The organism is Paenibacillus sp. PvR098, from assembly GCF_017833255.1.
Lineage (GTDB): Bacteria > Bacillota > Bacilli > Paenibacillales > NBRC-103111 > Paenibacillus_G.
Genome location: NZ_JAFIBU010000001.1, coordinates 1,588,791 through 1,614,149, shown reverse-complemented (window position 1 = coordinate 1,614,149; position 25,359 = coordinate 1,588,791). Strand labels below are relative to the sequence as shown.

Below are 25,359 nucleotides of genomic sequence, written 5' to 3'. Positions count from 1 at the left end.
TGGGGGAATAGAAAAATGAAAAAGACCAAATGGAGTATCTTATTGCTATCATGCATTCTCGCAATTACTTTAACCGGATGCGCCAAACAGGCGAGTGAGAGCGCGCAAGATTTAACAGTGAACATAGGTTTTATCAAAACGATGTCACCTGCTTATCTCGCTAAAGAAAAAGGATTTATAGAACAGCAGTTTGCCGCAAAAGGGGCGAAAATTAACTGGGTTGAATTTCAAACTGGACCCGAAGAATTTGAAGCATTGTCCGCCAATCATATCGATTTTCTCGCTTGCGGAAATACACCGGTTATCGTTGCTCAGTCAGCGGGCATCGACTTCAAAGTGGTTTCCTTGTACAGTACCGGATTAAAGAATAATGTGTTATTAGTGCCGAAGGACAGCCCGATTAAAACGATCCAAGAATTAAAAGACAAGAAGATAGCTGTTGCTAAAGGCAGCACATCTTATAATCTGATTTATCGTACCCTTGATCAAGCCGGATTGCAGCCGTCCGATGTGAAGTTAATTCAATTGGCCCCTTCTGAAGCCAAGCCGGCATTCGAAAACAACACTGTGGATGTATGGGGGATCTGGGAGCCTTTTATTAGTACAGAGCAAGCCAACGTCGGAGCCAGGATATTAGTGTCGGGCGATGATTTGAAAATGCCGAGTCCGAATTTTAACATCACCAGCACAAAATTTGCGAAAGAGCATCCCGAATTTGTGGAGCTTTATTTAAAAGCATTGGATGAGGCGGTGTCCTGGCAAAGCAACAATGCGAATGAAGCGATCGAGCTCTATTCAAAAGTTCTCAAACTGGATAAATCCATTGTGGCCAACATAGCAAACAACACCGATTTCCGTAATGACCCTGTATCCGACGAGTACATCAAGGAGCAGCAAAAAACGGCAGACACGCTTCAACAGCTGGGAGGCGTAAAAAATAAACTGGACGCCGCCAAGGTAATTGACAATACGTTCATTAATAACGTAAAAAAGGATACTAAAACTAACAAGTAGGTGGGAGAATGAAGGCGTATTCGAATGCCTTGACGGCAAAAACAACAGCCAAGACAGAAAAGATTAAAAATCCTACGGTTTCCGACCACGCAGGCAAAAAAAAATCACTGGGCTTAAGTATTATCAGAGGAAGCTTGTTACCCGTTATTTTGGTTATTTTCTGGCAATTAGCGGCTTTCTCCGAAATGGTATCGGGTACGATTTTACCTTCTCCAATTCAGATCACGGCAGCGTTCTGGGAATTGATCGTGTCCGGGGAGTTGTTCGGAAATTTGAGCATCAGCTTATACCGCGCCCTGACGGGTTTTCTCTTGGGCGGTTCGCTGGGTTTGCTTTCGGGCATATTGGCCGGATTATTCAGGAAATTTGAAGAAACGGTTGATCCATCTGTACAAATGCTGCGAACGATTCCGCATCTGGCGATAACCCCGCTATTTATTCTTTGGTTTGGAATAGGTGAAGAATCCAAAGTGCTGCTGATTGCGCTTGGCGCCTTTTTTCCTTTATACATCAACACTTTTACCGGAATACGCGGCGTCGATTCCAAGCTGTTTGAAGTCGCCAAGGTACTGGAATTCAGCAAAATAAAACTGGTTTCCAAACTGATTATCCCAGCAGCGCTCCCAAGTATTTTATTGGGGTTGCGGTTGTCAATCGGGGTTTCTTGGCTGGGGCTGGTTGTAGCGGAATTAATGGGGTCGAGTGAAGGGGTAGGCTATATGATTAACGATGCCCGACAATTTTCCCGGACGGACGTCGTTATCGTCGGCATTTTGATTTTTGCCATCGTAGGTAAACTATCCGACTCCTTCGTCCGTTTTTTAGAGAAAAAGATGCTGAAGTGGCGTGATAGTTATTCTGGTTGATTGTCTTTCTTATCTGCACGATTATCTGCGCGGTCCATTTTGGGATCGGCACTATTTTTGGGTATGACATTCACCTCCATCATCTCACACATCGTATGAGAAAGTGGTTTGCATTTTATCCCAGCAGTCCGGAACTATCGACGCTCCGTGTAGATTTCTTTGAGCGTGAGGAACTCTTACAGATCATACTTTACCTTAGTAACCATTTTTTACCTAAAGGTGACTTAGGTGGACGTATTATTGCCTTTCAGGAGATCCATATATTTCTTTAACTACAACTTTGTCCCATGCGGTAATTGTCTTTAGCCAAAAGAACATAATGAAATCCTGTGATTTAGAGAGTTATCCGGAGAAAAGTGATTCTATAAAGAGGGAGTAATCCGAAAGAACAAACGCTTCAAAACGCAGTAGTAAATGGGAATGGCACTACGATAACTTTAACCGGTTACGACAGCTTACTTGTGCAGGATCCCCAAAATCCCGTTATTGATAGAGTCGGTTTACAAGGGGATGCAATGACAGTGGCCGTATGTACGGATAACGAAAGGATTAACGAGGATACTAACTGTTCAGCCAAGCTCTCAGTGATAATGATGAGCTTATTGGAAAACGGTTGGGTACTTTATCAAGAATTTTGAAGGATATGGGCATTAATGAATGGTACGATAGGAGGAAGACTCTTGGCACTAGAAAAAAAGTTCGCCACAGCTTACAAACAAACGTTTCGGCCGATGGGCGTTTATCAGATCGGAAATGTGAAGAACGGTAAAATATTCGTAGACGGCAGCATGGACCTGGACGGCTCCATAAACCGGCTGGACTTCTTGAAGCAGACGAATATGAATGCGATTACAGAATATAAAATATTAACCGACTTATCCGGACTGAAAACGTATCGGGAAGAGGTAAACGCGCTACTCGGCCTTTGGAATAAAAAACTTCAGCCCTACGGGGACAAGGGTTACAACTAACCCAAGCGGGATTCTCGCCTTTGACTTACATTGTTATTGAACGGCACAATGCATGTTTTGTTCCGGATACGTGCAAACTTTGGTAGAAATAATCCGACAGAACTGCGAGGGTAAAGGTTGATGAATGACAAGTTGATTATGCATTCCATTCGTAAGCTGGCAAGACCTTTTGTTAGAGGGGAAGAAACGAACCGGCTGATCGATCAGGCAGGCGATGCCAAATACGTGTTACTCGGCGAAGCTTCTCATGGAACCTCGGAGTTTTATACCGTTCGTGCAGAGCTGTCGAAACGTCTTATTACGGAAAAAGGTTTCCGATTCATAGCGGTCGAAGGGGATTGGCCCTCATGCTATACGTTGAACCGTTACGTGAAAGGGTACCCCGATACCGGAGACGATGCGAGGGAAGCGTTAAAGGATTTCAATCGATGGCCTACCTGGATGTGGGCGAACCAAGAAATCCTGGCGTTTGCGGAATGGCTTCGTCAGTATAATGCTGACAAGTCCTACAAGGAGAAGGTCGGTTTCTACGGGATTGATTTGTATAGTCTTTGGGAATCAATGAACGAAATACTGAAATATCTCAGTACGAAGGACCGCGCAGACCTGCAAGCGGCTATACGAACCTTTGAGTGCTTCGAGCCTTACGGCGGGGACGAGCAATCGTACGGAATTTCGGCTTCTCTATACGGGGAAGGCTGCGAGGACGATGTTGTCGACCTTCTTCACCGGTTGCAGGATAAATGGAAGGATGTCCATCCGCAAGATCAGGAGAAGACGCTTAGCGCCGAACTGAACGCGCTGGCGGTGAAGGGAGCGGAGGCGTACTACCGAACGATGATCCGTCATGATTCCGATTCATGGAATATACGGGATCGCCACATGGTGGAGGTTTTGGAGAAATTGATGGAATTTCACGGCGAGGGTGCTCGTACCGTCGTTTGGGAACATAATACCCATATTGGGGATGCTCGGGCGACGGATATGGTGGAGGAGGGGATGGTCAATGTTGGTCAACTGCTTCGGGAGAATCATGGCAAGGACGTATATGCCATCGGCTTCGGTACGTATGAGGGCACTGTCATAGCAGGTAAGGCTTGGGGGGCTCCGCTGGAGGAAATGCGCGTGCCGCCGGCTGTCTCGAATAGCTGGGAGGAACTACTGCACCGGGACGGGGCCGAGGACAAGCTGATCTTTTTCGACAAAAAGGAGTCCGTTTTGGAGGAGACCACCATCGGTCACCGGGCAATCGGCGTCGTGTACCACCCTCAGAGGGAATACGGAAATTACGTTCCTACAATCATTTCGAAGCGTTATGACGCTTTTATTTATATCGATCAGACGAAAGCGTTGTCTCCGCTTTCGTTAGAGCCCGATATGAAAACATCGGAGCTTGGCGCAAAAGATACGGGTATTCTGGTTCCACAAAAATAAATATGACTTGATATGATGATCCCTGCTAAAGTAGATAAAGGTTCGCATGAAGCGATCCAACATTTACATTGAAGGGATTTTTTACTTTGAAGCATTGTATAATTAAATAGAGTAGAAACCCTTCAAATCAGATTCAAGGGTGACAAAATTGAAAATGTAGAATTACTGAAAATGGATGTTGATAGTTTGATAGAAGATCATACAAATTGGCTTGCTGTCCAGTTTCATAGCCATCATGGTGGCACTGGTTGGTGCCATAGGGACTTTTGTATGGAGTTTCGTAAAGGGATTTTTACTCTTTCTGCCTGCTCCTTTTGTTTGGTAATAGCTGATTCTAATGCCTTGTTTGAATCGTTTAATACGAAACGAGGTCTTAGTGGGAATCTCCACTAGACCTCGTTTTTTTAAAAAAAGTTAGTGTATTGTAATGGCTAAGAAGGGGATTTTCCGAAAATGCTATAGACAGAGGAGAAAAAGCAAGGGTTACAGCCAGTGTGTCATTCTGTGCGGACGCCTTCCAAAATGCTGTATAAAGTAAATTTAGATATATCAAAAAAGCTGCATACCTTTTCACCAGATTTTTTTATCAAGAAAGCACCCTTTCTATCCAAAAACTCGATTGCTTTGCTTTTTTCGTCTTTGCTCATAAGGGATACTGGTTTTCCGATTTCATTCTGACATTCCTGCAGCAAGAAATCCAACAGCTCATTGACGTCAGTGACAAATGTTTCTCTTACCTCCTGATCAAAGCTGTGCATTGTTAACGATTTTATCGTATTTTCTGCAGCCAGCAATTCGGATATATCAAAGTTTATACAAAGGGCGCCAATGGTTTGGTTCTCGTCATTTTTAATATAAATGGAAGTAGAGCGAAGGATCCTTCCATCTTTGGTCTGTGTGACGTAATTGTACCGATCACCATCCTGCACGGTCCCCCTTAAAACTTCTAACCCAAGGTTGCTGCCAGGATCCCCAACCCTGCGGCCTGTAATATGTCCATTTTCGATCGCTACAATCGTGTGCTCGTAACCGCCTGTCAAGTCGTGCAGCACAACTTCACATTTGTCTCCAAACTGAGCAGTTATACCTCGCATTAAAGAGGATAGAAATTTTTTTTCTTCACCAACATGGTTCAACCTTATTCACTCCAATTTCTAAATAAAGTGATTTGCCTAGAGAAGTCAATTTCATTGTGATCACAGGAAGATCCAGCTCTCAATAATCGACTCATCCATAAAATTCGATAGGAAACATTCAATGGTCAGCGAAAGCGATGATCATTGAATCCAATTACTATACTTTATTACACAAGATCGGTCGTAAAGGATACGGCGGTTATTTTAATCTATGAAGAATTATCCGGCGAGATTCATTTCAGAAAAAAAATTAGTTTGGATTAAAAAAAATTTGTAATATGCATTGGAATTCTTACTATATATAAGACCATTATCACCACAGTAAAATCAAAAAACTGATCAGGAGGGATACCCTTTGATATCAGAAGACTTATATCAATCTGTCCTGCAAGCGGTAGATAAAGATGAAATTTTAGAGTTAGTACGGACATTAGTGATGATTCCCAGCCATTGGGCTAATACGGGAAGAGAAAAAGAAATCGCAAAGAAATTAAAAGAGATTTTTGATCATGAAGGAATTGAGTCCTATTTGCAGGAGGTGATTGACGGCCGAGAAAATGTAATTGCGAGCTTGAAGGGAACAGGCGGGGGAAGGAGCTTGATGCTCAATGGACATATTGACACAGTACCCCCGTTTGGCATGGAGGATCCGTTCTCTGCCCAGATTCAAAATGGGGTATTGCACGGCAGAGGATCTGCAGATATGAAATCTGGTGTCGGTACAATGGCTTACGCGTTAATCATTTTGAACCGTCTAGGGATTAAATTAAAAGGTGATCTTATATTTGCCGGCGTGATTGATGAAGATGCGGCTAGCAGTAAAGGTTCGCGTCACTTGATCCAACATGGTCCCACAACCGATGCAGCTATTGTTGGTGAGCCAACTTTACTCCATCCTGTAGCAGCCCATAAGGGGATTGATTATTTTGAAGTTGAGTTTAAAGGGAAATCGGCTCATTCAAGTGCACCTGAGATAGGGGTTAATGCGATTTATGCGGCTGCTTGCTTTATACACACAATTCAAAATGAACTAATACCTGCATATTCACAGCTTAACCATCCATTGGTGGGAGCACCCACCATAAACGTTGGATTGATTCAAGGGTGTGCCCAAGGCAATAAGCCGTTTCTATTGGGAGAAAGCGACACATTCGCCGGCACTGTTCCGGATAACTGCAAGGTATATATAGATATCCGTTGGAATCCCGATCAAACGATCGAACAAGTGACTGAAGATGTTCGCAAGGCTGCAGAAAGTGTTAAGAGAACGATGTCTAATATAGAGGTGAATGTAAATTATATCCCAATGCCGCGGCCCCCGATGGAGATTGATTCCAATCATGATTTGGTTCAAATTGCAAGTAAACATCTCCGTCATATATTAGGCCATAATCAGGAAGTGAAAGGGGTAAATTTCTGGGCGGATTCAGGATTGTTATATGGATTAGGAGGCATTCCGACCTTGCTCTTGGGACCGGGAGACATAAGCTATGCTCATTCCGACAAAGAGTCGATTGAGATTTCCCAACTTGTTCCTGCTGTTATTTTGTATGTACTTACTGCATTAGAATTCTGTGGTTTTGAAGAAACCTATGAATAAGCGGATGACGGACATTGCTCTGTGCATTGAGATAATGAAGATATGTAAACACATTATCAACAGGAGGAATTAACATGAGCATGCCAGCAAATGCAGTCAAGAACAGTAATAAAAAAGGATTCCTGGGCTGGATTGAAGCTTTGGGGAACAAACTTCCACACCCTATATTTCTTTTTATGATTTTTTGTTTCATCATTTTGCTGTTTTCATACTTAGGCCATTTGTTTAATTGGCAGGCTGTCAATCCGGTTACAAAAGAGAAAGTTCAGGCATTTAACATTTTGAGTAAAGAAGGCTTGGCAAAAGTATTCACGAGCTTTCAAACTAATATTATGGGATTTCGCCCGTTAACGGATATATTAATCATCATACTTGGTATTTCCATGTTAGAGAAAACGGGCTTAATTTCTACCATTTTGCGCAGATTTTTCGTGAACTTGTCAGCAAAATACTTAACTCTTGTCGTTGTATTTGTTGGCGTCAGCTCCAGTGTGGCATCTGATGCAGGCTTCATGGTTCTTCCTCCATTAGCAGGGATGCTGTTTTACGCAACGGGCAGAAACCCCTTGGTGGGTATCATCGCAGCATATGGCAGTGTTGCGGCAGGCTTTGCTTCTAGTTTTTTTCTGGGTGTAGTGGAAGTGGTAGGATTCGGATTCACCGAACAAGCAGCTCGATTGCTTGATCCCGGAATATCCGTTCCCATAGTCAGCAACTTTTATTTTACGTTCATCAGTGCTTTCCTTCTCCCTTTAACAGCATTTTTTGTAACAGAAAAAATAGTCTCGCCACGGCTTGGACATTACAATTCGGAAGAGATGAACGAAGTTATCTTAGAGAAAACAGAAATTACAAAGGAAGAAACATCAGGGCTTAACTATGCGGGGATCGCACTGCTCTTATATATTGTGGTTATTTTACTGCTTGTGCTTCCATCCAATGGAATATTGCGCGGAGAAGGCGGGAGTGTACTCAACTCTCCATTTATGTCTTCCATTATTTTAATTGTCGCGGGAGCATTTTTCTTCCCTGGCTTAGCTTATGGCATTAAAACAAAATCCATTCGTTCGGATAAAGACGCAGTTAGAATCATGACAGAGGGAATAAGCGGGTTTGCCGGATATATTCTAGTAGCAATCTTTTTAAGCCAATTGATTAAATTCATGGAGTGGTCCAATCTCGGATTAATTTCTGCGATCAATGGGGCAGAGATATTGAAGTCCTCGGGTATTCCCATCTTTTTCTTGATATTGGCTACCATTTTGTTTACTGCTTTGCTGGACCTCATTATGCCAAGTCATGCGGGGAAATTGGCATTAATGGCACCAATTTTAGTGCCGATGTTCATGCTTCTGGACACACATCCTTCGGTTACCTATTTGGCATACCGAATCGGGGACTCCATCTCCAATGCGGTTTCACCGCTGATGCCTTATTTTGTAATTTTGTTGGGGTTTGTTCATAGATACAAGAAAAATGTCGGGATGGGAACTTTGATAGCCAATCTATTGCCTTATTCCATCTCATTTTTGATGGTTTATGTTGCCATGTTTATCGTTTGGTATGTATTGGGGCTTCCTCTCGGACCTGGGGTCGAAATGGATTATCAATTATCAATGTAATATAAATATTCGTTAGCGTTTTATCTTATAAGACAGGGTTTCTTGGCGTGGAACATGCGAAAATCTGAAGTTAATAATTGAAGCCGCATTCAAAGGATAATGGCGTGTGAGCTTCTTTTATGGACAGTAATTGATAGGCTGTATCCGCTTATTACTTACTCTACACTTTATGAAGGAGATGACTCGCTTGGCAAAAATCGAAAAAGTTCTTGAAGAAAAAGGAATTATTCTCAGCACAGTGCCTGCACCTATTGCCCAATATGTTCTTGTGAAGCAGGTTGGCAATCTCGTTTACACATCAGGATTTGACTGCCGCGTTAATGGGAAATTGATGTATGAGGGAAAAGTAGGATCTGAATTAACGCTGGAACTAGGTAAAGAAGCTGCTCGTCAAGGGATGATTAACATCATCACAGTACTGAAGGAATTTCTTGGAGACCTTGATCGTATCAAGCAGGTGGTAAAGATGCTGGCCTTTGTGAATTCAGCAGAGGGGTTTGTTGAGCAGCCTTATGTCATTAACGGAGCATCTGACCTGCTCGTCGAAGTGTTTGGGGAAAAAGGAAAACACGCCCGCTCGGCAGTCTCCGCAAATGAATTGCCATTCAATACACCGATAGAAATAGAACTGATTGTAGAGATCGAGTAGAATATTTAATGAAGAGGATGGAAACTTATTGAAGAGGTGAAAGGACCCTGTATCATAATTGGGTCCCATTCTTTACATTTTTACCTTTAGTGCTAGCAGATGTACATCTTGAGACCTACTTTTAAAGGGAATACGCGAAGCAGGAACCCGGGATTAATTCATTAACTGCAGGGAGATCGATTGGATATAGAAGAAAAGCCCGGAGTTCACAGCCGGGCTTTCTTTGTGTGAGGACGGGACGGTGAATTTTTTGTACCAGATTATCTTTGAAGATCATGCGAAGAAAGAGATTCAGTCATATTTGTTCAGAGAAAATAAAGTATTAGACTAAGAAAAAATAGTTGTAGACTAAGAAAATAAAGAATTTTCTTAGTGCTTAGTTAAGATAAGTCCCCTGTTTAAGCACTACATGCTACTCGCGTACGTCCTTTAATAGGTAATTGGAAATGGAATTAATGAGGAGGACGTAGCCCAAGCGAAGGCGCGGGAGCGTTCTTTTTATTAAACTAACGGGCAGAATTGCTCAATAAGCTGAAGACATTGATGAAGCGTCCCTCGTGTCTTTCAGCTTCGTAAGCCAAACGTACAATCAAGCAATTTATGAGAAACTTAATAAACTCCAAAATGTTATACTTGGGAATAAAGGGTTTCATGAAAAGGAGGACAATTACGATGGCGAATACAACCTTGAGGACTTGTAAAAATGGTCACAACTACTATAAAAGCTCTGATTGCCCAACTTGCCCTATATGCGAGGCAGAAAGAGAGATCGAAAGTGATTTTCTCTCCAGGATAGGTGCACCTGCCCGAAGGGCTCTTGAACGGAACGATATTACCTCACTCCAACGCCTGTCAGAGTATGCTGAGTCGGATATCTTGAAGCTACATGGAGTCGGTCCGAGTACGATTCCAAAGCTAAGAATCGCATTGGAGGAGCTTGGTTTATCCTTTAAGAAATCGAAATAACATGTCGATCAGATTAACCATTACTCCAGTTCGATCACCAGAAATATATTGCCTAATGAAAAAATCTCTGAATCGTATCACAACTCATTAAGTTAACGGAGAACAATAGCGCAACAAACCAGGAAGCAGACCGGCTACGGCAGCTGCTCCCTGGTTTATTGAAGTAACTGGCAGGATAGTTTAATGAACGTAATAAAATAACCATCTCTTTTAGAGCATACAAATGTGTTAAAGTAGAATTACTCCATCTAAAAGGATGATTTGATAATGGACGTTACCGTAAAAGAAAAAAAGCAATCATTATTAATTAAATTGAAAACGATGGTAAAGAAACTTAAATCAAATTTGATGGTTATGTATTTGGCGTATCGTGACCCACGAGTACCATTGTTTGCGAAAATATTTGCAATTTGTGTTGTTGCATATGCGTTTAGTCCAGTGGATTTGATACCGGATTTTATACCGATTCTTGGATACCTAGATGATTTAATTCTTGTTCCGCTAGGTGTTTACATTGCCCTTAGACTGTTTCCGAAAGAAGTGCTTGAAGAATATAGAGCAAGGGCAGAGGAACAAAGAAAATTAGGCAAACCCAAGAACTGGATCACAGGCACACTCATAATTGCCCTTTGGATTGCACTGGCAGTATGGAGTGGCTGGTATATTTATGGACTGTTGAAGTAACGGAGAACGATAGCACCATGACAGCAGGCTACCAGCATAATCGGCAGCCTGCTCAACTATCGGGCAGATTAGCGGAACTTACAATCCTTGGAAACGTATAATTAATCAGCAACCAACCGAGGAGGCGGGGCATGAATAAACCAAATATGGGACTAAGAATTGCTTGGATTATTCCGAATGTATTAATGTACATTTTTTTCTTGGGTCTCTCTGTGTTTGTGTTTGCAAATGCAGAAGGGCTAACCGATATCAACCGACTTGGAATATGGCTTGTTACCCTTATTTTATTGCTATTAATTGCACTACTTGGCTCTTACCGAATTTGGTCTTGGATAAAGCAGGGGAAGCTGTAATTCAATTTAAAAATCGATGGTAGAGACTAAACTAACGGGAACGTTAGTTCAATAAATTGGCTTTTACCACTTTTGAGCAACATGCTAAAATACATTAGTACCAGTTAACCTCTGAGTCTAATGTGGAGCTTAGAAAGACTTCTATAAAGAATTTGTGGTAACTGGTACGGTATTTAGAAGGAATTAGCCCCCTAATAGGCGTATATATAATTGTGCAGTGACCTCTCAGGGAACAACCGCCCAGAATAGGTTTGGAGCCGGCACCTCCTGGACTTCTTTAACAGAAATGAGGCGCTCCATGTTTTTGGCGCTGCACATTTGATGATTATTCAACCTGTCGAAATGACAGGTTTTTTTGCATAGAAAAACAAAGAACTTAACAGAGGGAGCAGGAAATTGTTTCCTTATGTCGAAAGAACTTAATAGAAGCCCTTTAAAGTTATTGAGGCGGATTCTCGACCTCTCAGTTTATTATGGGTAATGCACCGAATCTAAAACCTGACATGCTACATTGGGCCCATTGCGGAGCTCTTAAGAAAACTTGGTTAATCTGGTGCAAATGTTTCGAATGGGTGATCATAAGTTGAATAATTTTATGCTTACGGATACGAGCATTATTGAAGACCAAGACAACTCAAGAGCTTTTTATCCCTTCTATGTTGGAATAGATATTGGTTCGGATTTCCATGTTGCTGCTTGCATTCCATTTGAAAAGTTCCGCAGTGAGAAGGAATGGAAACGCAGTAAAACAATGAAGTTTAACTCGGATAGCCAAGGGATTACAAAGTTTATCCATGCTTTAGAAGATATTCAAGCACAATTCGGGTATAAACCCCAGGATTTCTTTATATTACTGGAACCAACTGGTGGGCATTATTCATATTTAGTTGTTAGAGTTCTATTAGATCGAGGCTATTCTATATATCAGGTTGAAAATAAAGCTGTAAAGGATTTTCGCGAACGCCAGCTAGGACTTAATGAAAAATCCGATGAAATTGATGCTAGAATTATGGCATATATGGGATGGCACAAAACCCTTCATCCTGATATGCGTTCGGTGCGAATAGTTCGTCCTGCAAGTGCAGAGCAAGTTTTATATCGCACATTAACTAGGGATCGCTGGTTACTTACTACTCAATTAACGAGACGTAAGAATCAAGTCCAGCAATTATTTTCTGTAACCAATCCTGAACTTAAACGAGCTTTTTAAAAAAACAGGTGCGTTAAGTGTCCTCAAATTAGCTCTGAAGTATCCTACAGCGCAAGAAATGGCCAAGGTAACTCAGGATGAACTTAGGCAAACTCTAATAACAATTGGTGCAAAGACTATAGCTACAAAAGCCTCTATGACCTTGGCAGAACTGTTACCCAACACATTAGCCTTGAATATTCCACACCTAGCTGAACGGCAAACGTGGCTAATTGAAGAAGCTTTTCGTATAGATGAAGCGATAAAAAGCATGGATAAACAGATAGCTTCCCTGCTTTATGGTGATAAAGAAAAAGGATATTACCCTCATCCTTATACAAAGATACTTATGTCCTTCCCTATCATGAGTGAATCTATGGCCTGTACATTTATCGGTGCTATTGGTGATATTGAACGTTTCTCAACATATTTAGAGCTTAAAAAGTACCTTGGTGTAGCTGCGGAGAATAAAATCTCGGGCATATCCGTTTTTAAGAGTAGGCAGACATACGAGGGTGTTCGAGATACTCGCAGAGTTCTATTCTTAATGACTTTGCTACTAATATCTCCAAAAATAAGTGAAAATAGTTTTCGTGTTTACTATATGCGATTAGTTGATCGAGGAATGGCGAAGAGAAAAGCAATAGGGCATGTATGCGGTAAGATTGCCCAAGTTTTATACTCATGCCTTAAAAACAATGAACCGGATGATCCTTTCAAACACGCAAGCAAAATGGGAGTAATCCTTGACGGTGATAAAGTTAGATTAAAGCTCCCAGCTAATTTAGAAGATTACGAACGCCAAGCGGATGAGTTAGCAGATGACGATGTCTTATAAACGACAGCATCTTACACTGTTTTACACTGAACATAAATAGCCCATTGCCATGTGAAATTGGAAATAAGAAGCTTCCAAATTACGGTGATGGGCTCATTTACATTTTTCTAAACGCTACACTACATTAGACTGGCGGAGGGTATTAAGCTACGAAAGGGCAGAAAAGTACAGCAAACACCGTCCAATTCCGCCGATATCGCGTACAAACAAGGAATAGGCATTCACCTATGTTTGCCTAGTTGAGTATCTTAATGGTGATGTGCCACTTTAATTATACGGAGGAATCGGCGTGGGATACTTTGTTAGTGTAGAACCAGGCGTAAGTATATATGTAGAAGATATAAACCCTGGGGGAAGCAAGACCATAGTGTTTATACATGGGTGGCCGTTAAGCCATGAACAGTTTGAATATCAGTTTGATGTTCTTCCCGCAATGGGATACCGCTGTATAGGAATAGACTGGAGGGGGTTCGGTAAATCAAATAAACCAATGAGTGGCTACAATTATGACCGATTGGCAGATGATATCCGCACTGTAGTTGGTGCACTTCAATTAGACGACTTCACTCTCGCGGGTCACTCCACGGGTGGAGCGATCGCGATTCGTTATATGGCGCGATACAATGGGTACGGAGTATCCAAACTTGTCCTTATAGACGCTGCAGCTCCTATAGGCTTTACAACAGAAACAGCTAATAAACTTCTTACTGAAACGTTAAATGACCGTCCTAAGATGCTGCGGGGAATAACAGACATCTTTTTCTTTCAGTATATAACCGGCCCATTTGGGGACTGGTTTTTTCAATTGGGATTACAGGCGGCAGGTTGGTCAACCGCGGCAATCATAGTTTTACTAAGAGATGAAAAGATGTACGCTGATCTGCAAAAAATATTTGTCCCTACTTTAATAATTCACGGCATTCATGACAAAGTGATTCCATTTGAACAAGCTCAGGAACTAAATCAAAAAATAAGAAATTCACTGCTTGTCCCGTTTCAATATAGCGGTCATGGCCCTTTCTGGGAAGAACGTGAAAAGTTTAACCAGCTATTGACACAATTTATTGGCTAACGTCTATGTTATCATTCCAATTCAAGAGGAAAGTTGAAGCAGATATTAGTGGTAAGGCTGGAATTAGAGCGAATCTAGTGAAAAAGTGAAGATAATGAAAATTTAATTGAGATAATATAATAAAACAAGTATACCTTTGATTACGCTCATCGTTTACAGTGGATATATTAAATAAGATGACCCCTTATGAATTCAGGGGTCATCTCTTGGTAACTTTATCAACAGTTTTTGAGGGCCGCCAAAAGTTATTCAGTAATATTACCAGCCATTTTGAGTCGTTTTGCGATTGCCTTAAAGTCCTCAGTGGAGATTCCAGGTGCGAATTCCTCTTCGAGGGCAGGGGCTTCAGGAATCGGTACGCCTTTTGGCGCGCCTTGAATTACTTCAAGTGGAAGGTCATCCTCAGGATGCGTACCTTTCCAGATCTGATCGATCGCGTTAAAGTCGCTATCACTCCACGTATATAGCTTCGTGTGCACACCTTTTTCCTCATATTTCCTGGCTTCGTTAAATGACTTGTTGCTTAAAGATGGAATCGGTACTAATTTTGTTACATTTACTCCTGTTGCGATTTCTAATGCCTTAGCATAGGCAACAACGTGAACCCCGCCCCGCACAAGGAGGAAGCCTACAACTTCGCGTGCAGCCGGATGATCCGTCATTTCGTATACTTTCATTTTATGAGTCCTGGCTCCACATTCCAGGAAGAAGTTATGAAGCAAATCTTCCACCAAGTTACCACTGTTAAACACATTGGCTCCAGTCCATGGATTACCCATGGAGTCGAACGGCATAGCTCCCTGAGCCCCAGCCAAGAAGTGATAAGACAAGCGCGCATCTTTAACGGAATCGAGCGGAGTAGCATCCGGTTTTTTAGTTTCTGTTGAACCTCTCAGACAATTGTTGATAGCATGCGATACCAACTCGACATGGCCAAGTTCTTCAGCCGTTATGCTCATTACCAAATCGTAGAAAGGCTTAAGTTTTTTCTTTGAACGGAAATTAAAGGATTGATACAGATAATTGTTCAACGTCGACATTTCTCCGAACTTCCCGCCTAACAGTTCTTGTACGGCAGCAGCAGCATTTGGATCCGGCTTCTCAACCTCAGGAATCTCAATCGCTATTTCCTCCATGCGTTTGAACATTAACTTCTCATCCTCTCTACGATTATTCTTTACGTAATATAGTTACACCTAATCTATAATTATAAAACATTAGAGTGGTTTACTAGGATGTGGCGTGTTATACAACTCATAAACTAATGAAGATACCAGCGAGACAAGTGTGTCCCTTGACTCTGTAGATCGGCGTCCACTAGGAGTCAACTCGGCTGCGGTTACACGCGGATAGCGTTTGGATTTAGAATGAAGTTTCCTGTTGGGCCAATGGAAGATTCCTCTTAAAGTTAGCTGTTGATTCAACTGAAAGTTTATGTTGAAAATGATTGGGATGAATTGCTTTACTATTGAAGAATGGACTTGTCGAGGGACAAGAACATATATCGCGCGCTGCGCGGCTTTTTTATTTTTGGTTCTCTCAGAAAAGGGGAGCAAAAATGAGTAGGATACAGCGAAAAAAAACTGTTAGGTTGCTGAAAGTCTTTGCATATTTATGCGTAACAACAAAAATGGAGCCACGCGGGTTTGCGGGCTCCATTTTCTAATTAATTCTGGAATATCACATGTGTAAGTGTAAAAATATTTTCGTCTACATGGGCAAAACGTGACAAAGGCAGCCGTCAGGGCAGTTCAAAATTCCATACACCATAATTCAATGCCTGGTCTACGATCGGTTCTTCCCAATAACGACATACATAACATGAAAGTGAAGGTAAGGCTGGCCGTTCCTGCTGACAAGGAGGCTAGATTGGACCGAATCATTTGAACCCGCTAAGCCCCCTACATTTTTACTTACTTTTATGTGGAGGGTAAATTGTCCTATAACTCGCTAGGTAGAAACTTCATCAAAAATGAAAATTCGGCTTATTTTTATTACAAATTAAGAATTTTTATAATTCTAGATGCCTGCTTGCGTATTTATCATTGCGCTAACCAATTTTCATCTTGTAGACTAGAGTAGAGAGAAAATTGGCGGGTGACTTGAATGGAGATGAATGGGTGGAGAATATTAGGCGATTCTTTTTAAATTTAACGGTAAGACGATTCTTCATCATTATCGTTATATGTATTTTGCTATTTAGTATAAGGGACATGCTGAACTTGATTCTGTTAACCTTTTTATTAATCTACATCATGAACAGTCTTCAGCAAGTTCTAACGAGAAAATTAAGTAAATACGTGATTGTCAATAGTAAGGTCATCATTATATTGTTATATCTGATTATGGTTACCATATTCGTTATCGCAATCATTAATTACTTGCCGAAGGTCTATGTGCAAATCAAACAATTAAAAGATATTCTGGTCGGATTAACGAATATGCCAGTCCCCCAAGATGAACTATCCCAATATGTGTACAGAACCTTGAAAGACTTGAATTTGCAATCTTACGTAAAACAAGGCTTTGAATACATTCTTAGAATAAGTAATTGGGGAACAACATTCGTTTTGGCGATCGTTCTGAGCTTTGTCTTTATTCTTGAGAAAAATAGAATTATTGCATTTACTTCCAGGTTAAAAAGAAGCAAGCTTTCTTGGCTTTATGAAGAGTTCGAGTATTTTGGTAAGAAATTCATTCTGTCTTTCGGGAAAGTCATTGAAGCTCAAATGCTTATTGCTCTATGCAATACTGTATTTACGATTATCGGACTATGGATTCTAGGCTTTCCTTACCTGTTTGCTCTAACCATTATGATTTTCCTGCTTAGTTTAGTTCCCGTAGTGGGTTTTTTAATTTCATTAATTCCTTTATGTATCATCGGGTATACAATAGGCGGACATCTGATGGTGATCTATGTGCTATCCATAATCGCTGTGCTTCACTTCCTGGAGGGTTATTTCTTAAATCCGAAACTGATGTCTTCTAAAGTGAATCTTCCTATGTTCTATACGTTTGTTATTCTCATTTTCTCAGAGCATTACCTGGGCATATGGGGCTTGATCGTGGGAATTCCTATCTTTATCTTTGTATTAGATATCATTGATGTCGATACGGCGGAATAATCGATGTTTTGGCAGCTGGTCTTGAACCCGAGGAACGCATGAATTTATGAAGCAGCACACCGCGGCGGTTTATGATATGCAGAGATTCTCAGTTAATAGATTTTGTTGTTCAAGTTATGGCGGATCGAGATTTCAATGTGGAAATTTAAGAAATATCCGGTTTGATCAAGGACGGATGGTAGTATTTGGGTAATTGTCTTTATATGCGTTGACAATTGCAAGTTTCGCAACTAAGCTAAAGGAAGTATTCAGTAAAAAGGGTAGGTTGGATACAACTCAACTTCATATCAATAGAAAATAGGTGTGAGAAGAACGCTTCTATCACTTAAAAGGGAAGTTCGGTTTCATTCCGACACGGTCCCGCCACTGTATATGGATTTCAGCAACTCAAGCTGATCCTTTCAGAACAACCACTGGAATATAGCCCGGGAAGGTCTGAAAGATATATCCTTAGTCAGGAGACCTGCCTATTTTAACAACACTGCAGCCCTACGCGGAATTAGGGAGTGTTAGAGATCGGATGTTCTTTTTATGTAGGTGGTTCAGTTTCTTTGGAAAGCGCCTGCCTTATTAGAGTTATATCCAGGCATTTCTAACATTCTCAATGTTGGAAATGCTTTTTTTATTTTCTATCAAAAGGAGATATGAACAATGTCCATCACGAAAGCATTAAGAAGCCGCAGAGCGGTAAGAAGCTATGAGCCGAAAGAAGTAGAAACGGAGAAAATCAACGCGCTGCTGGAAGCGGCCACCTGGGCGCCCAACGATCGTTTGCGTGAACCGTGGCATTTTTATGTAATCCGCGGGGAAGCGAAGGCGCGATATGAACAGATCGCCCGGGATTTTCTGGAGGAGCGGTTTCCAACGAAGCCGCATTTGGTGAAGGAATCGATCGCGGTGCTGGAAGCAACGCCGCTTGTCATTGTAGCCACCTCGGATGTCATTCCGGGCGATGAAGCGTCCTCCGAGGATAATGAATATGCCGTTGCTTGCGCGATACATTCCATGTGGCTGACTGCGCAGGAGCTGGGGCTGGGCCTAGTATGGCGGACAAGAGGCATAGGTCTTTCCAGAGACGAACGATTGTACAAGCTGATCGGCTCCCCGGAGAACAAGAAAATTGTCGGGGCCGTATTCGTCGGCTATCCTTCTGCTGACAGTGTGGAAACGAAACGTACGGCATTCCAAGACAAAACGACATGGCTGTAAGTTGGTATTTGTCCGGAAGAATTTGTCGAGTCGAGACTTCATGTACCAAATTAAGGAGAAGGAACATGAACCGTGCCGTTTATTTTCTGCTTTATGTATTCTTTGCGGTTTTACTAGTTGGATGTAACTCTCAGCAGGATTCCGAATCGAATAAGGAAGTTCAACGGAATGGAGATCCCCAAAAGCTGAGACTTGCCTGGACGAGCGATGCCGGGTTCCCATCCCCCTTTGCCTTTAGTTCCAGAGGACCAGCTGGGTACCTTCGAGTCAGTTATCTTTATGATACGTTAACCTGGAAGGATCAACAGGGTATTATTCCATGGTTGGCTCAGAGTTGGGAGACTTCCGATAACGGAAGGACTTACACCGTTCATTTGAGAGAAGGTGTCAAATGGCAGGATGGGAAGGAACTCACAGCTTCTGACGTTAAATTTACGTTTGCATATCTTTCTCAGCATGGTTTCGCTTGGGGAGATACCAGTATGATAGACGATGTCGAAGTTAAAAATAACACGACCGTAGTCTTTCATCTAAATAAGCTTTTTTCACCATTTGTGGAAGAAGTCATGGGAGTGATCCCTATTATTCCTGAATACATTTGGGCTAACGTTAAAGACCCCAAATCCTTCCGCGGAGAAGGAGCTGCTGTTGGAACCGGTCCTTATATTCTCAAGAGCTATAATCAAGAGTCCGGGCAGCATCTATTCACGGCTAATGCAGACTATTTTAAAGGAAAGCCCGTTGTTGAGGAAATTTCCTTTATCACTGCCAACAACACGGTATTATCGCTAAAAAATAAGGATATCGATGCCGTCTTGTCCAACAATTACAAAGATGTTCAGGAGCTGAAAAAAGCAGGCTATCAAGTCATGGAAAGCAATCCTCATGGAAGTATCGTCCGTATGGTATTTAATCTGGATCATCCTCTATTGGGTCTTAAAGATTTGCGGCACGCGATAACCTATGCTCTTGACCGGGCTGCGATTGCCGAAAAAGTGCTCGGCGGTAATGGAGCGGTTGGAAATGCAGGGGTCATCCCACCTGGATCACCATGGTATAACCCCAATGTCAGGGCGTATGATTATCATTTGGAGAAGGCCAATGGCATATTGGACAGCCTGGGATTTGAAGATCGCAATCAGGACGGGATTAGGGAAACGAGGGATGGTACGAATCGAAACTCGGGAAACGGAGTTAAAGTGAAGCCTGAGAAATCAGGCTTATTTTTAACGGTGACGGCAACTGGTGCTTTGAAACGATTACGGTTGTCGTACATCCAGCAAGTTCTCTTGCTAGTTCTCAAAAGAGAGTTTATTTTTGGACTTCTATGGAACCGGTTCCGTATACCAATGTGTTACATAGAATAGAAAGGGAATAACCCATGACATCAGTGATTATAACAACCTCCGCATTTGGTGCGGAATAATCATGTAGTAAATGGTAAACCCACATTTTGTAAAATTAATCAATATCGAAATAGTAATATTATACCAAGCTAAAATAACATATTTTAAATAATGGAAGATGTAATCAATTTATTTAATGTTTGATTTTATTTGAAATCATTGATATATATTAATTGACATTAATTAGTGACACACGGGATCAGCAGGAGTTGTTCTATAGATTCAGCCCAAAATACAAGTAAAATGATGGATTTACTCTTGTTGTATTCCAAATTGAATCTTGCTGTGTTAAAGGATCCACGATCGTACATTCTATAAACGCATATGATTAGCAACGATGCTGTTGTATAATAATCGATATGAGGAGGGCGGAGTATGCAAATGGCATTTGACCACCAAGTTTTATTTGAACATGTATATAAGAATGCTTCGATCGGTATAGCCTTAGTATCGATGGATCGAAAGTGGATATGTGTAAATCCCGCGGTGTGTACGATCTTTGGATATGCAGAAGAGGAATTAATGACACTTACGGCGGCAGACTTGACCTATCCTGATGATCTAAACAATAACGAGTATTTAATAAAAGAATTGCTGGAAGGTGTTATTTCTTCTTTTGAAGTAGAAAAACGGTACATTCATAAAAATGGAGAACTCATTTGGACTTCATTACATGTTTCGCTAGTACGTGATGAAACGGATGGAAAACCTCTTTACTTCATTTCACAAGTTATTGACATTACTAAGAGTAAACTTGTGGAACAAAAGTTGCAGGAAAGCATTGAACGTTATACATCGTTAAAAAAGTACAACCACGATGCCATCATTTCGTTTGGTTTGGACGGCAGTATTATAAATGGAAATCAAATGGCGGAACAGCTATCCGGATATCGCATTGAAGAACTGTTCGGAGTGAGCATTTCCAAATTAATTGGTGAAAAAAATCTTGCCAATGTACTTTCAGTTTCAAAAGATTACACCAGTGTTGAAAAATATTTAAATAACATCAAACACAAAGATGGTCACTTCGTTGAAGTGCTGGCCACTTTAGCTCCTATTATCATTCATAGTAAAAATGTGGGTTTCTACATCATCGCGAAAGACATGACAGACCAAAAGAGGCTTCTGATTGAGAAAGAAGCCGCTGAAAAGACGAATAAAGCAAAGAGCGATTTTTTAGCCATGATGAGTCATGAGATCCGTACTCCTATGAATGGTGTAATCGGAATGACGGACTTGCTTTTAGAGACGAGTTTGGATTCAGAGCAAACTGAATATGTTCATATTATTAAAAAAAGTGGCGCTACACTTCTTATGATCATCAACGACATTCTGGACTTCTCCAAAATTGAATCAGGCAAGGTAGAAATAATTGAAGAACGATTTAATGTGAGGTCAATTCTATCCGAAACACTAAATATGATCATGCCAAAAGCACTTGAAAAAAATTTAGAAATCACTACATCCGTTTGTCCTAACGTTCCCAACAATGTTGTTGGGGATGATACGAAGTTAAGACAAGTACTTATGAATTTGTTTAGCAACGCCATTAAGTTTACTCCTAATGGAGCGGTTGCGATCTCCGTTCAAAGTATCTCGCAAGAACAAGATACGGTACGTCTTCAATTTGCGATCCGAGATACAGGTGTAGGTGTGCCTAAAGAGAAGGTTGTCCACTTATTTGAACCATTTTATCAGGTGGATAATTATATGACACGTAAGGTTGAAGGAACTGGATTAGGATTAGCTATCAGTAAAAGGCTTGTTCAGCTAATGGGCGGCGAAATCTGGTATGAACCACGTAAAGATCAATCGGGGTCTACTTTTGTATTCACTGCTAACTTTCAGATCCTAGCCCATCCAGAATCCATTCAGTATGATATGTCAACCCAACAGGATAACTTAATGGGAGATTCTTTAAAAATCCTGATAGCGGAGGATAATGCAGTTAACCAAATGGTATTAAAAAAAATGCTTGAGAAGCTTGGTTATAATTCAACTGTAGTCGAAAATGGAAAAGAAGTTGTAGAAGCGTTTGAGCGTTATCCATATGACATTATTTTTATGGATGTTCAAATGCCTTTGATGGATGGATTAGAAGCCGCTAAGACGGTCAGAGAATTGTCTAAGAAAAGTCCTTTTATCGTGGCAGTAACGGCACATGCAATAAAAGGCGATCGCGAAAAATATTTAGCAGCGGGTATAAATGAATATGTAAGCAAGCCCATTAGTATTGATGCTATATCAGATATAATTGAGAAATTCCTTGAACTCAACAACACACCCTAAGCAGGTGTGTTTTATTAATGTGTGGTGGTAAAAAGGTGACGAGTTTCTCTTTGCCATGCCTTGCTCCACCAAAAAACTTGAATCAATCTTGTAACATGTGGCTCAAATCGGAAGCCGAAGTAGGATAAGCATAGATCATTTTCTTAATATCCGTTGTTGTAAGATCGAATTGGATAGCCGTCGCAAAATGATTTATCAATTCGTCAGCCTCATTACTGAGCAGATGAGCCCCCAATATTCGTTTTGTCTGTTTGTCGATAATGACTTTAGCCATCGCATATTTTTCATTGGTTCGTTTATACGTATACCATCCCGACGTGTCGATCTTGTTTATGGAGATGTCATACCCCATTTGAAGTGCCTTTTTCTCTGTTAGTCCCACCGAAGCTATTTTAGGTATGGTAAAAACGACAGTGGGCATTACCTTGTAGTCTGGTATTATATGGTTTCCTTTCAACAGGTTGGACGCCACCGCATGCGATTCCATATTGGCAATTGGCGTGAGCGGTAATCCCTCTGTTGCGGCTGCATCTCCCGCAGCGTAAACCCTAGGGTTACTCATGCTCTGAAGGTACGGATTGACTGTCACTCCATTGCTCTCACTTGCAACATTCCCTTTTTCAAGGTCCATATGTTCTAATTCCGGAGTACGTCCGGCCCCATGAACGACTAATCCGCCTTCCCATTGCGTGCCTGTCCCATCGTGAGTTCCTTTGACAATAAATTGATCCCCTTGCTTTTCGATGGATCGAACTTCCGTGTTCAAATGCAGTTGAATTCCAATTTCTTGCGATTTTTGAATAAGCAAATCTACCAGGTCTGGGTCAAAGCTTGCGAGCGGTCGTTCTCCCCTATGAAGGATATGGACTTCAGAACCGGCTCTTGCCGCGATATGAGCAAATTCAAACGAGATATAGCCACCGCCGATAAATACTATTTTTTCTGGCAGTTGATCTAATTCCAAAAACGCATCGCTATAGGTCAGATGTTCACCACCTTCGATGGGTAAGGGAGTCGGCTTTGCTCCGCTTGCAATGAATATATTTTTTCCTTTTAATCTGTGACTTCCTACTTGAACCTGGTCTTCACTTAAGAACGCAGCCTCACCGTGAAAGGTCTGAATACCTGATTCGATGAATTTCTGTTCCCGTGCTTCCGGTGCAGGATCGGTAAATGTACGTTTGAATGCCATTAAATCAGGCCAATTCATTTGACCTTCTGAGGCCAAGCCATTTCCTTTCATGCGTTGTGTCCAGTCTATGATTTCGGCAGCTCCAACTAAAACCTTCTTCGGATCACATCCTCTAAGCTGGCAGGTCCCTCCAAAGGGACGAGAATCGATCATGGCCACTTTCCAACCTGCATGATTACACTGTGAGGCCGCAATGGATCCCGCAGACCCGGTGCCAATAACAATAAGATCAAATATGTGTTCCATATTGTTCACTCCTCAGCTTAAATTTTGCCCTCTATACTTCTTTATCCATTGATGATCTCCACCAAACCTTTACCTTGCAGAGCAAGCAGCCACTTCATTGATTTTTGTATATTCATAGAGTTGATAGGATGATTATCCATGCTTTTTTTAGGTTAATAGAATGAATGGGTTACTTATGGATAAAGGAGGACAAGCGGGTTGGGAAAAACAAGTGTTGATCTAAAATTAAAGAGTGCAGATCGTCTAAAAGCTTATTTTTCCGAAATCAGAACATTCACAGAAAAAATAGTCGAACCTTTGAAAACAGAGGATTTTATTATTCAGGCAGTGGAGGATGTAAGTCCGGCAAAATGGCATTTGGCTCATACGACTTGGTTTTTTGAAGCGTTTGTTCTTGCTCCCCATGATTCGTCTTATCAGGTTTTCCACCCTCAATATGATTATTTATTTAATTCTTACTACATAACGCACGGAACTCCGTTCGACCGTTCATCACGCGGACTGTTGTCCCGTCCCACGGTTCATGAAGTCATGAAATACCGTCACTATGTGGATGAACGCCTTCTTCAATTTTTGGATCAAGCAGAAGAGGCTCTCTTTCTGAAGGTGTACCCCATGATCGAAGTGGGGCTTCACCACGAGCAGCAGCATCAAGAATTATTGTTTATGGATATGAAATATAATTTTTCGGTGAATCCCTTTAAGCCCGTCTATCTTCAAAAGCAGACCATTGAATCAAAAAAGGCCCCTGAGCTGAAGTGGATGGATATAGACGAGGAACTATCATTTATTGGACACGAAGGAGAGGGGTTTTCCTTCGATAACGAAAGACCTCGCCACAAAATATGGCTTCATCCATACCGTTTGGCCTCGCGGCCAGTCACAAACGGAGAATTTATGGCTTTTATCGAAGACGGCGGATATGATCAACCAAGCTGCTGGCTATCCGAAGGCTGGGCAACCATGAAGGAAAGAAATTGGAAGCATCCTTTGTATTGGGAAAAGTGTCACGGGGTATGGCATCAATACACCTTGCACGGTTTAGACACGATTCATCCGGATGAGCCCGTTTGTCATGTGAGCTATTATGAAGCAGATGCATATGCCCGTTGGACCGGTAACAGGCTCCCCACCGAAGCGGAATGGGAGCATGCTTTTCAGGATCAGGAAAGGAACGGAAACTTCGCGGAATCCGAGCAGTATCATCCCAATACGGATTATAGGGTAGGTTCAAAAGGGTTTAGCAAGGGGTACGGAGATGTTTGGGAATGGACCATGAGTCCATATTCTCCTTATCCGGGAAATAAGCCGTATGACGGTACGCTTGGAGAGTATAATGCGAAGTTTATGTGCAATCAGATTGTACTTAGAGGAGGATCCTGCGTGACACCTGAAACTCATATCAGACCGACTTACCGCAACTTTTTTGCCCCGGACAAAAGGTGGCAGTTCGGAGGAATTCGATTGGCAGGGGATCGATTATGAAGAAGCTTAATCA

Annotated in this window: 19 protein-coding genes, 3 pseudogenes and 1 riboswitch; of the genes and pseudogenes, 19 read left to right on the top strand and 3 right to left on the bottom strand. The window is 41.6% G+C overall.

Going from position 1 to position 25,359, the window contains the following annotated elements; translation table 11 throughout:
- Positions 1 to 15: 15 nt before the first annotated feature.
- The 5 genes and pseudogenes from JOE45_RS08025 to JOE45_RS08010 all read left to right on the top strand — a co-directional run bounded on the left by JOE45_RS08025 (position 16) and on the right by JOE45_RS08010 (position 4,285).
- The gene (locus tag JOE45_RS08025; RefSeq protein WP_210020691.1) at positions 16 to 1,014 is read left to right on the top strand and encodes an aliphatic sulfonate ABC transporter substrate-binding protein; all 999 of its coding nucleotides are present in this window, start codon (positions 16 to 18) and stop codon (positions 1,012 to 1,014) included.
- Positions 1,015 to 1,022: 8 nt separating this feature from the next.
- On the top strand, positions 1,023 to 1,880 hold the full coding sequence (locus JOE45_RS08020) for an ABC transporter permease (protein WP_210020692.1): 858 nt from the start codon (positions 1,023 to 1,025) through the stop codon (positions 1,878 to 1,880).
- Between the two features lie 467 nt (positions 1,881 to 2,347).
- Positions 2,348 to 2,529, top strand: a pseudogene (locus JOE45_RS23490) (DUF6530 family protein); the annotation flags it as partial.
- Positions 2,530 to 2,560: 31 nt separating this feature from the next.
- Positions 2,561 to 2,851 carry a GIY-YIG nuclease family protein gene (locus JOE45_RS08015; protein WP_210020693.1) on the top strand — a complete coding sequence of 97 codons (291 nt, stop codon included), beginning with the start codon at positions 2,561 to 2,563 and terminating at the stop codon, positions 2,849 to 2,851.
- A 120-nt stretch (positions 2,852 to 2,971) separates the two neighbouring features.
- Positions 2,972 to 4,285: an erythromycin esterase family protein gene (locus tag JOE45_RS08010; protein WP_210020694.1), complete on the top strand. Its 1,314-nt coding sequence runs from the start codon at positions 2,972 to 2,974 to the stop codon at positions 4,283 to 4,285.
- A gap of 497 nt (positions 4,286 to 4,782) precedes the next feature.
- Here the strand turns inward: JOE45_RS08010 and JOE45_RS08005 are convergent, their stop codons facing one another.
- Positions 4,783 to 5,421, bottom strand: a complete 639-nt coding sequence (locus tag JOE45_RS08005; protein WP_245246792.1) for a helix-turn-helix transcriptional regulator — start codon at positions 5,419 to 5,421, stop codon at positions 4,783 to 4,785.
- A 355-nt stretch (positions 5,422 to 5,776) separates the two neighbouring features.
- Here JOE45_RS08005 and JOE45_RS08000 point away from each other — a divergent pair, with 355 nt between their 5' ends.
- From JOE45_RS08000 to JOE45_RS07960, 8 genes and pseudogenes are all read left to right on the top strand, one after another.
- The gene (locus tag JOE45_RS08000; protein ID WP_210020695.1) at positions 5,777 to 7,021 is read left to right on the top strand and encodes a M20 family metallopeptidase; all 1,245 of its coding nucleotides are present in this window, start codon (positions 5,777 to 5,779) and stop codon (positions 7,019 to 7,021) included.
- 74 nt (positions 7,022 to 7,095) lie between these two features.
- Entirely contained in the window at positions 7,096 to 8,643 is a 1,548-nt protein-coding gene (locus JOE45_RS07995; protein WP_210020696.1) for an AbgT family transporter, read from the top strand.
- A gap of 187 nt (positions 8,644 to 8,830) precedes the next feature.
- The gene (locus tag JOE45_RS07990; protein WP_210020697.1) at positions 8,831 to 9,292 is read left to right on the top strand and encodes a RidA family protein; all 462 of its coding nucleotides are present in this window, start codon (positions 8,831 to 8,833) and stop codon (positions 9,290 to 9,292) included.
- Between the two features lie 672 nt (positions 9,293 to 9,964).
- Positions 9,965 to 10,258, top strand: coding sequence for an RNA polymerase alpha subunit C-terminal domain-containing protein (locus JOE45_RS07985; protein WP_210020698.1), 294 nt, complete (start codon positions 9,965 to 9,967; stop codon positions 10,256 to 10,258).
- A gap of 267 nt (positions 10,259 to 10,525) precedes the next feature.
- On the top strand, positions 10,526 to 10,942 hold the full coding sequence (locus JOE45_RS07980; RefSeq protein WP_210020699.1) for a YkvA family protein: 417 nt from the start codon (positions 10,526 to 10,528) through the stop codon (positions 10,940 to 10,942).
- 131 nt (positions 10,943 to 11,073) lie between these two features.
- Positions 11,074 to 11,295 carry a hypothetical protein gene (locus JOE45_RS07975; RefSeq protein ID WP_210020700.1) on the top strand — a complete coding sequence of 74 codons (222 nt, stop codon included), beginning with the start codon at positions 11,074 to 11,076 and terminating at the stop codon, positions 11,293 to 11,295.
- A 568-nt stretch (positions 11,296 to 11,863) separates the two neighbouring features.
- Positions 11,864 to 13,322, top strand: a pseudogene (locus JOE45_RS24150) (IS110 family transposase).
- 289 nt (positions 13,323 to 13,611) lie between these two features.
- Positions 13,612 to 14,394 (top strand): alpha/beta fold hydrolase, encoded by a 783-nt coding sequence (locus JOE45_RS07960; RefSeq protein ID WP_210020703.1) that lies wholly within the window; start codon positions 13,612 to 13,614, stop codon positions 14,392 to 14,394.
- A 245-nt stretch (positions 14,395 to 14,639) separates the two neighbouring features.
- On the opposite strand, the gene JOE45_RS07955 is transcribed toward JOE45_RS07960, so the two are convergent.
- Positions 14,640 to 15,542: a manganese catalase family protein gene (locus JOE45_RS07955; RefSeq protein ID WP_210020704.1), complete on the bottom strand. Its 903-nt coding sequence runs from the start codon at positions 15,540 to 15,542 to the stop codon at positions 14,640 to 14,642.
- Positions 15,543 to 16,104: 562 nt separating this feature from the next.
- Here JOE45_RS07955 and JOE45_RS07950 point away from each other — a divergent pair.
- The 5 genes and pseudogenes from JOE45_RS07950 to JOE45_RS07930 form a co-directional block, all read left to right on the top strand.
- Positions 16,105 to 16,281, top strand: a pseudogene (locus tag JOE45_RS07950) (Lin0512 family protein); the annotation flags it as partial.
- Between the two features lie 233 nt (positions 16,282 to 16,514).
- Positions 16,515 to 17,519, top strand: coding sequence for an AI-2E family transporter (locus JOE45_RS07945; protein ID WP_210020706.1), 1,005 nt, complete (start codon positions 16,515 to 16,517; stop codon positions 17,517 to 17,519).
- A 282-nt stretch (positions 17,520 to 17,801) separates the two neighbouring features.
- A riboswitch (cobalamin riboswitch) is annotated at positions 17,802 to 18,004 on the top strand.
- Positions 18,005 to 18,170: 166 nt separating this feature from the next.
- Positions 18,171 to 18,728, top strand: coding sequence for a nitroreductase family protein (locus JOE45_RS07940; protein WP_210020707.1), 558 nt, complete (start codon positions 18,171 to 18,173; stop codon positions 18,726 to 18,728).
- 65 nt (positions 18,729 to 18,793) lie between these two features.
- Positions 18,794 to 20,095: an ABC transporter substrate-binding protein gene (locus JOE45_RS07935; protein WP_245246790.1), complete on the top strand. Its 1,302-nt coding sequence runs from the start codon at positions 18,794 to 18,796 to the stop codon at positions 20,093 to 20,095.
- A 414-nt stretch (positions 20,096 to 20,509) separates the two neighbouring features.
- The gene (locus JOE45_RS07930; RefSeq protein ID WP_210020709.1) at positions 20,510 to 22,423 is read left to right on the top strand and encodes a PAS domain S-box protein; all 1,914 of its coding nucleotides are present in this window, start codon (positions 20,510 to 20,512) and stop codon (positions 22,421 to 22,423) included.
- 82 nt (positions 22,424 to 22,505) lie between these two features.
- Here the strand turns inward: JOE45_RS07930 and JOE45_RS07925 are convergent, their stop codons facing one another.
- Positions 22,506 to 23,861 carry a dihydrolipoyl dehydrogenase family protein gene (locus JOE45_RS07925; RefSeq protein WP_210020710.1) on the bottom strand — a complete coding sequence of 452 codons (1,356 nt, stop codon included), beginning with the start codon at positions 23,859 to 23,861 and terminating at the stop codon, positions 22,506 to 22,508.
- Between the two features lie 198 nt (positions 23,862 to 24,059).
- On the opposite strand from JOE45_RS07925, the gene egtB reads away from it, so the two are divergent.
- A complete protein-coding gene (gene egtB, locus JOE45_RS07920; RefSeq protein WP_210020711.1) occupies positions 24,060 to 25,346 on the top strand; it encodes an ergothioneine biosynthesis protein EgtB in 1,287 nt (428 codons plus the stop codon).
- The last annotated feature ends 13 nt before the right edge of the window (positions 25,347 to 25,359 follow it).

What these genes read in the sequence shown, in the direction of transcription:
- JOE45_RS07980 (WP_210020699.1), top strand. Translation starts at nt 10,526, where the DNA reads ATGGACGTTACCGTAAAAGAAAAAAAGCAATCATTATTAATTAAATTG.
- JOE45_RS07925 (WP_210020710.1), bottom strand. Translation starts at nt 23,861, where the DNA reads ATGGAACACATATTTGATCTTATTGTTATTGGCACCGGGTCTGCGGGA.
- JOE45_RS08020 (WP_210020692.1), top strand. Translation starts at nt 1,023, where the DNA reads ATGAAGGCGTATTCGAATGCCTTGACGGCAAAAACAACAGCCAAGACA.
- JOE45_RS08010 (WP_210020694.1), top strand. Translation starts at nt 2,972, where the DNA reads ATGAATGACAAGTTGATTATGCATTCCATTCGTAAGCTGGCAAGACCT.
- JOE45_RS07975 (WP_210020700.1), top strand. Translation starts at nt 11,074, where the DNA reads ATGAATAAACCAAATATGGGACTAAGAATTGCTTGGATTATTCCGAAT.
- JOE45_RS07985 (WP_210020698.1), top strand. Translation starts at nt 9,965, where the DNA reads ATGGCGAATACAACCTTGAGGACTTGTAAAAATGGTCACAACTACTAT.
- JOE45_RS07995 (WP_210020696.1), top strand. Translation starts at nt 7,096, where the DNA reads ATGAGCATGCCAGCAAATGCAGTCAAGAACAGTAATAAAAAAGGATTC.
- JOE45_RS07935 (WP_245246790.1), top strand. Translation starts at nt 18,794, where the DNA reads ATGAACCGTGCCGTTTATTTTCTGCTTTATGTATTCTTTGCGGTTTTA.
- JOE45_RS07930 (WP_210020709.1), top strand. Translation starts at nt 20,510, where the DNA reads ATGCAAATGGCATTTGACCACCAAGTTTTATTTGAACATGTATATAAG.
- JOE45_RS07955 (WP_210020704.1), bottom strand. Translation starts at nt 15,542, where the DNA reads ATGTTCAAACGCATGGAGGAAATAGCGATTGAGATTCCTGAGGTTGAG.
- JOE45_RS08025 (WP_210020691.1), top strand. Translation starts at nt 16, where the DNA reads ATGAAAAAGACCAAATGGAGTATCTTATTGCTATCATGCATTCTCGCA.
- JOE45_RS07940 (WP_210020707.1), top strand. Translation starts at nt 18,171, where the DNA reads ATGTCCATCACGAAAGCATTAAGAAGCCGCAGAGCGGTAAGAAGCTAT.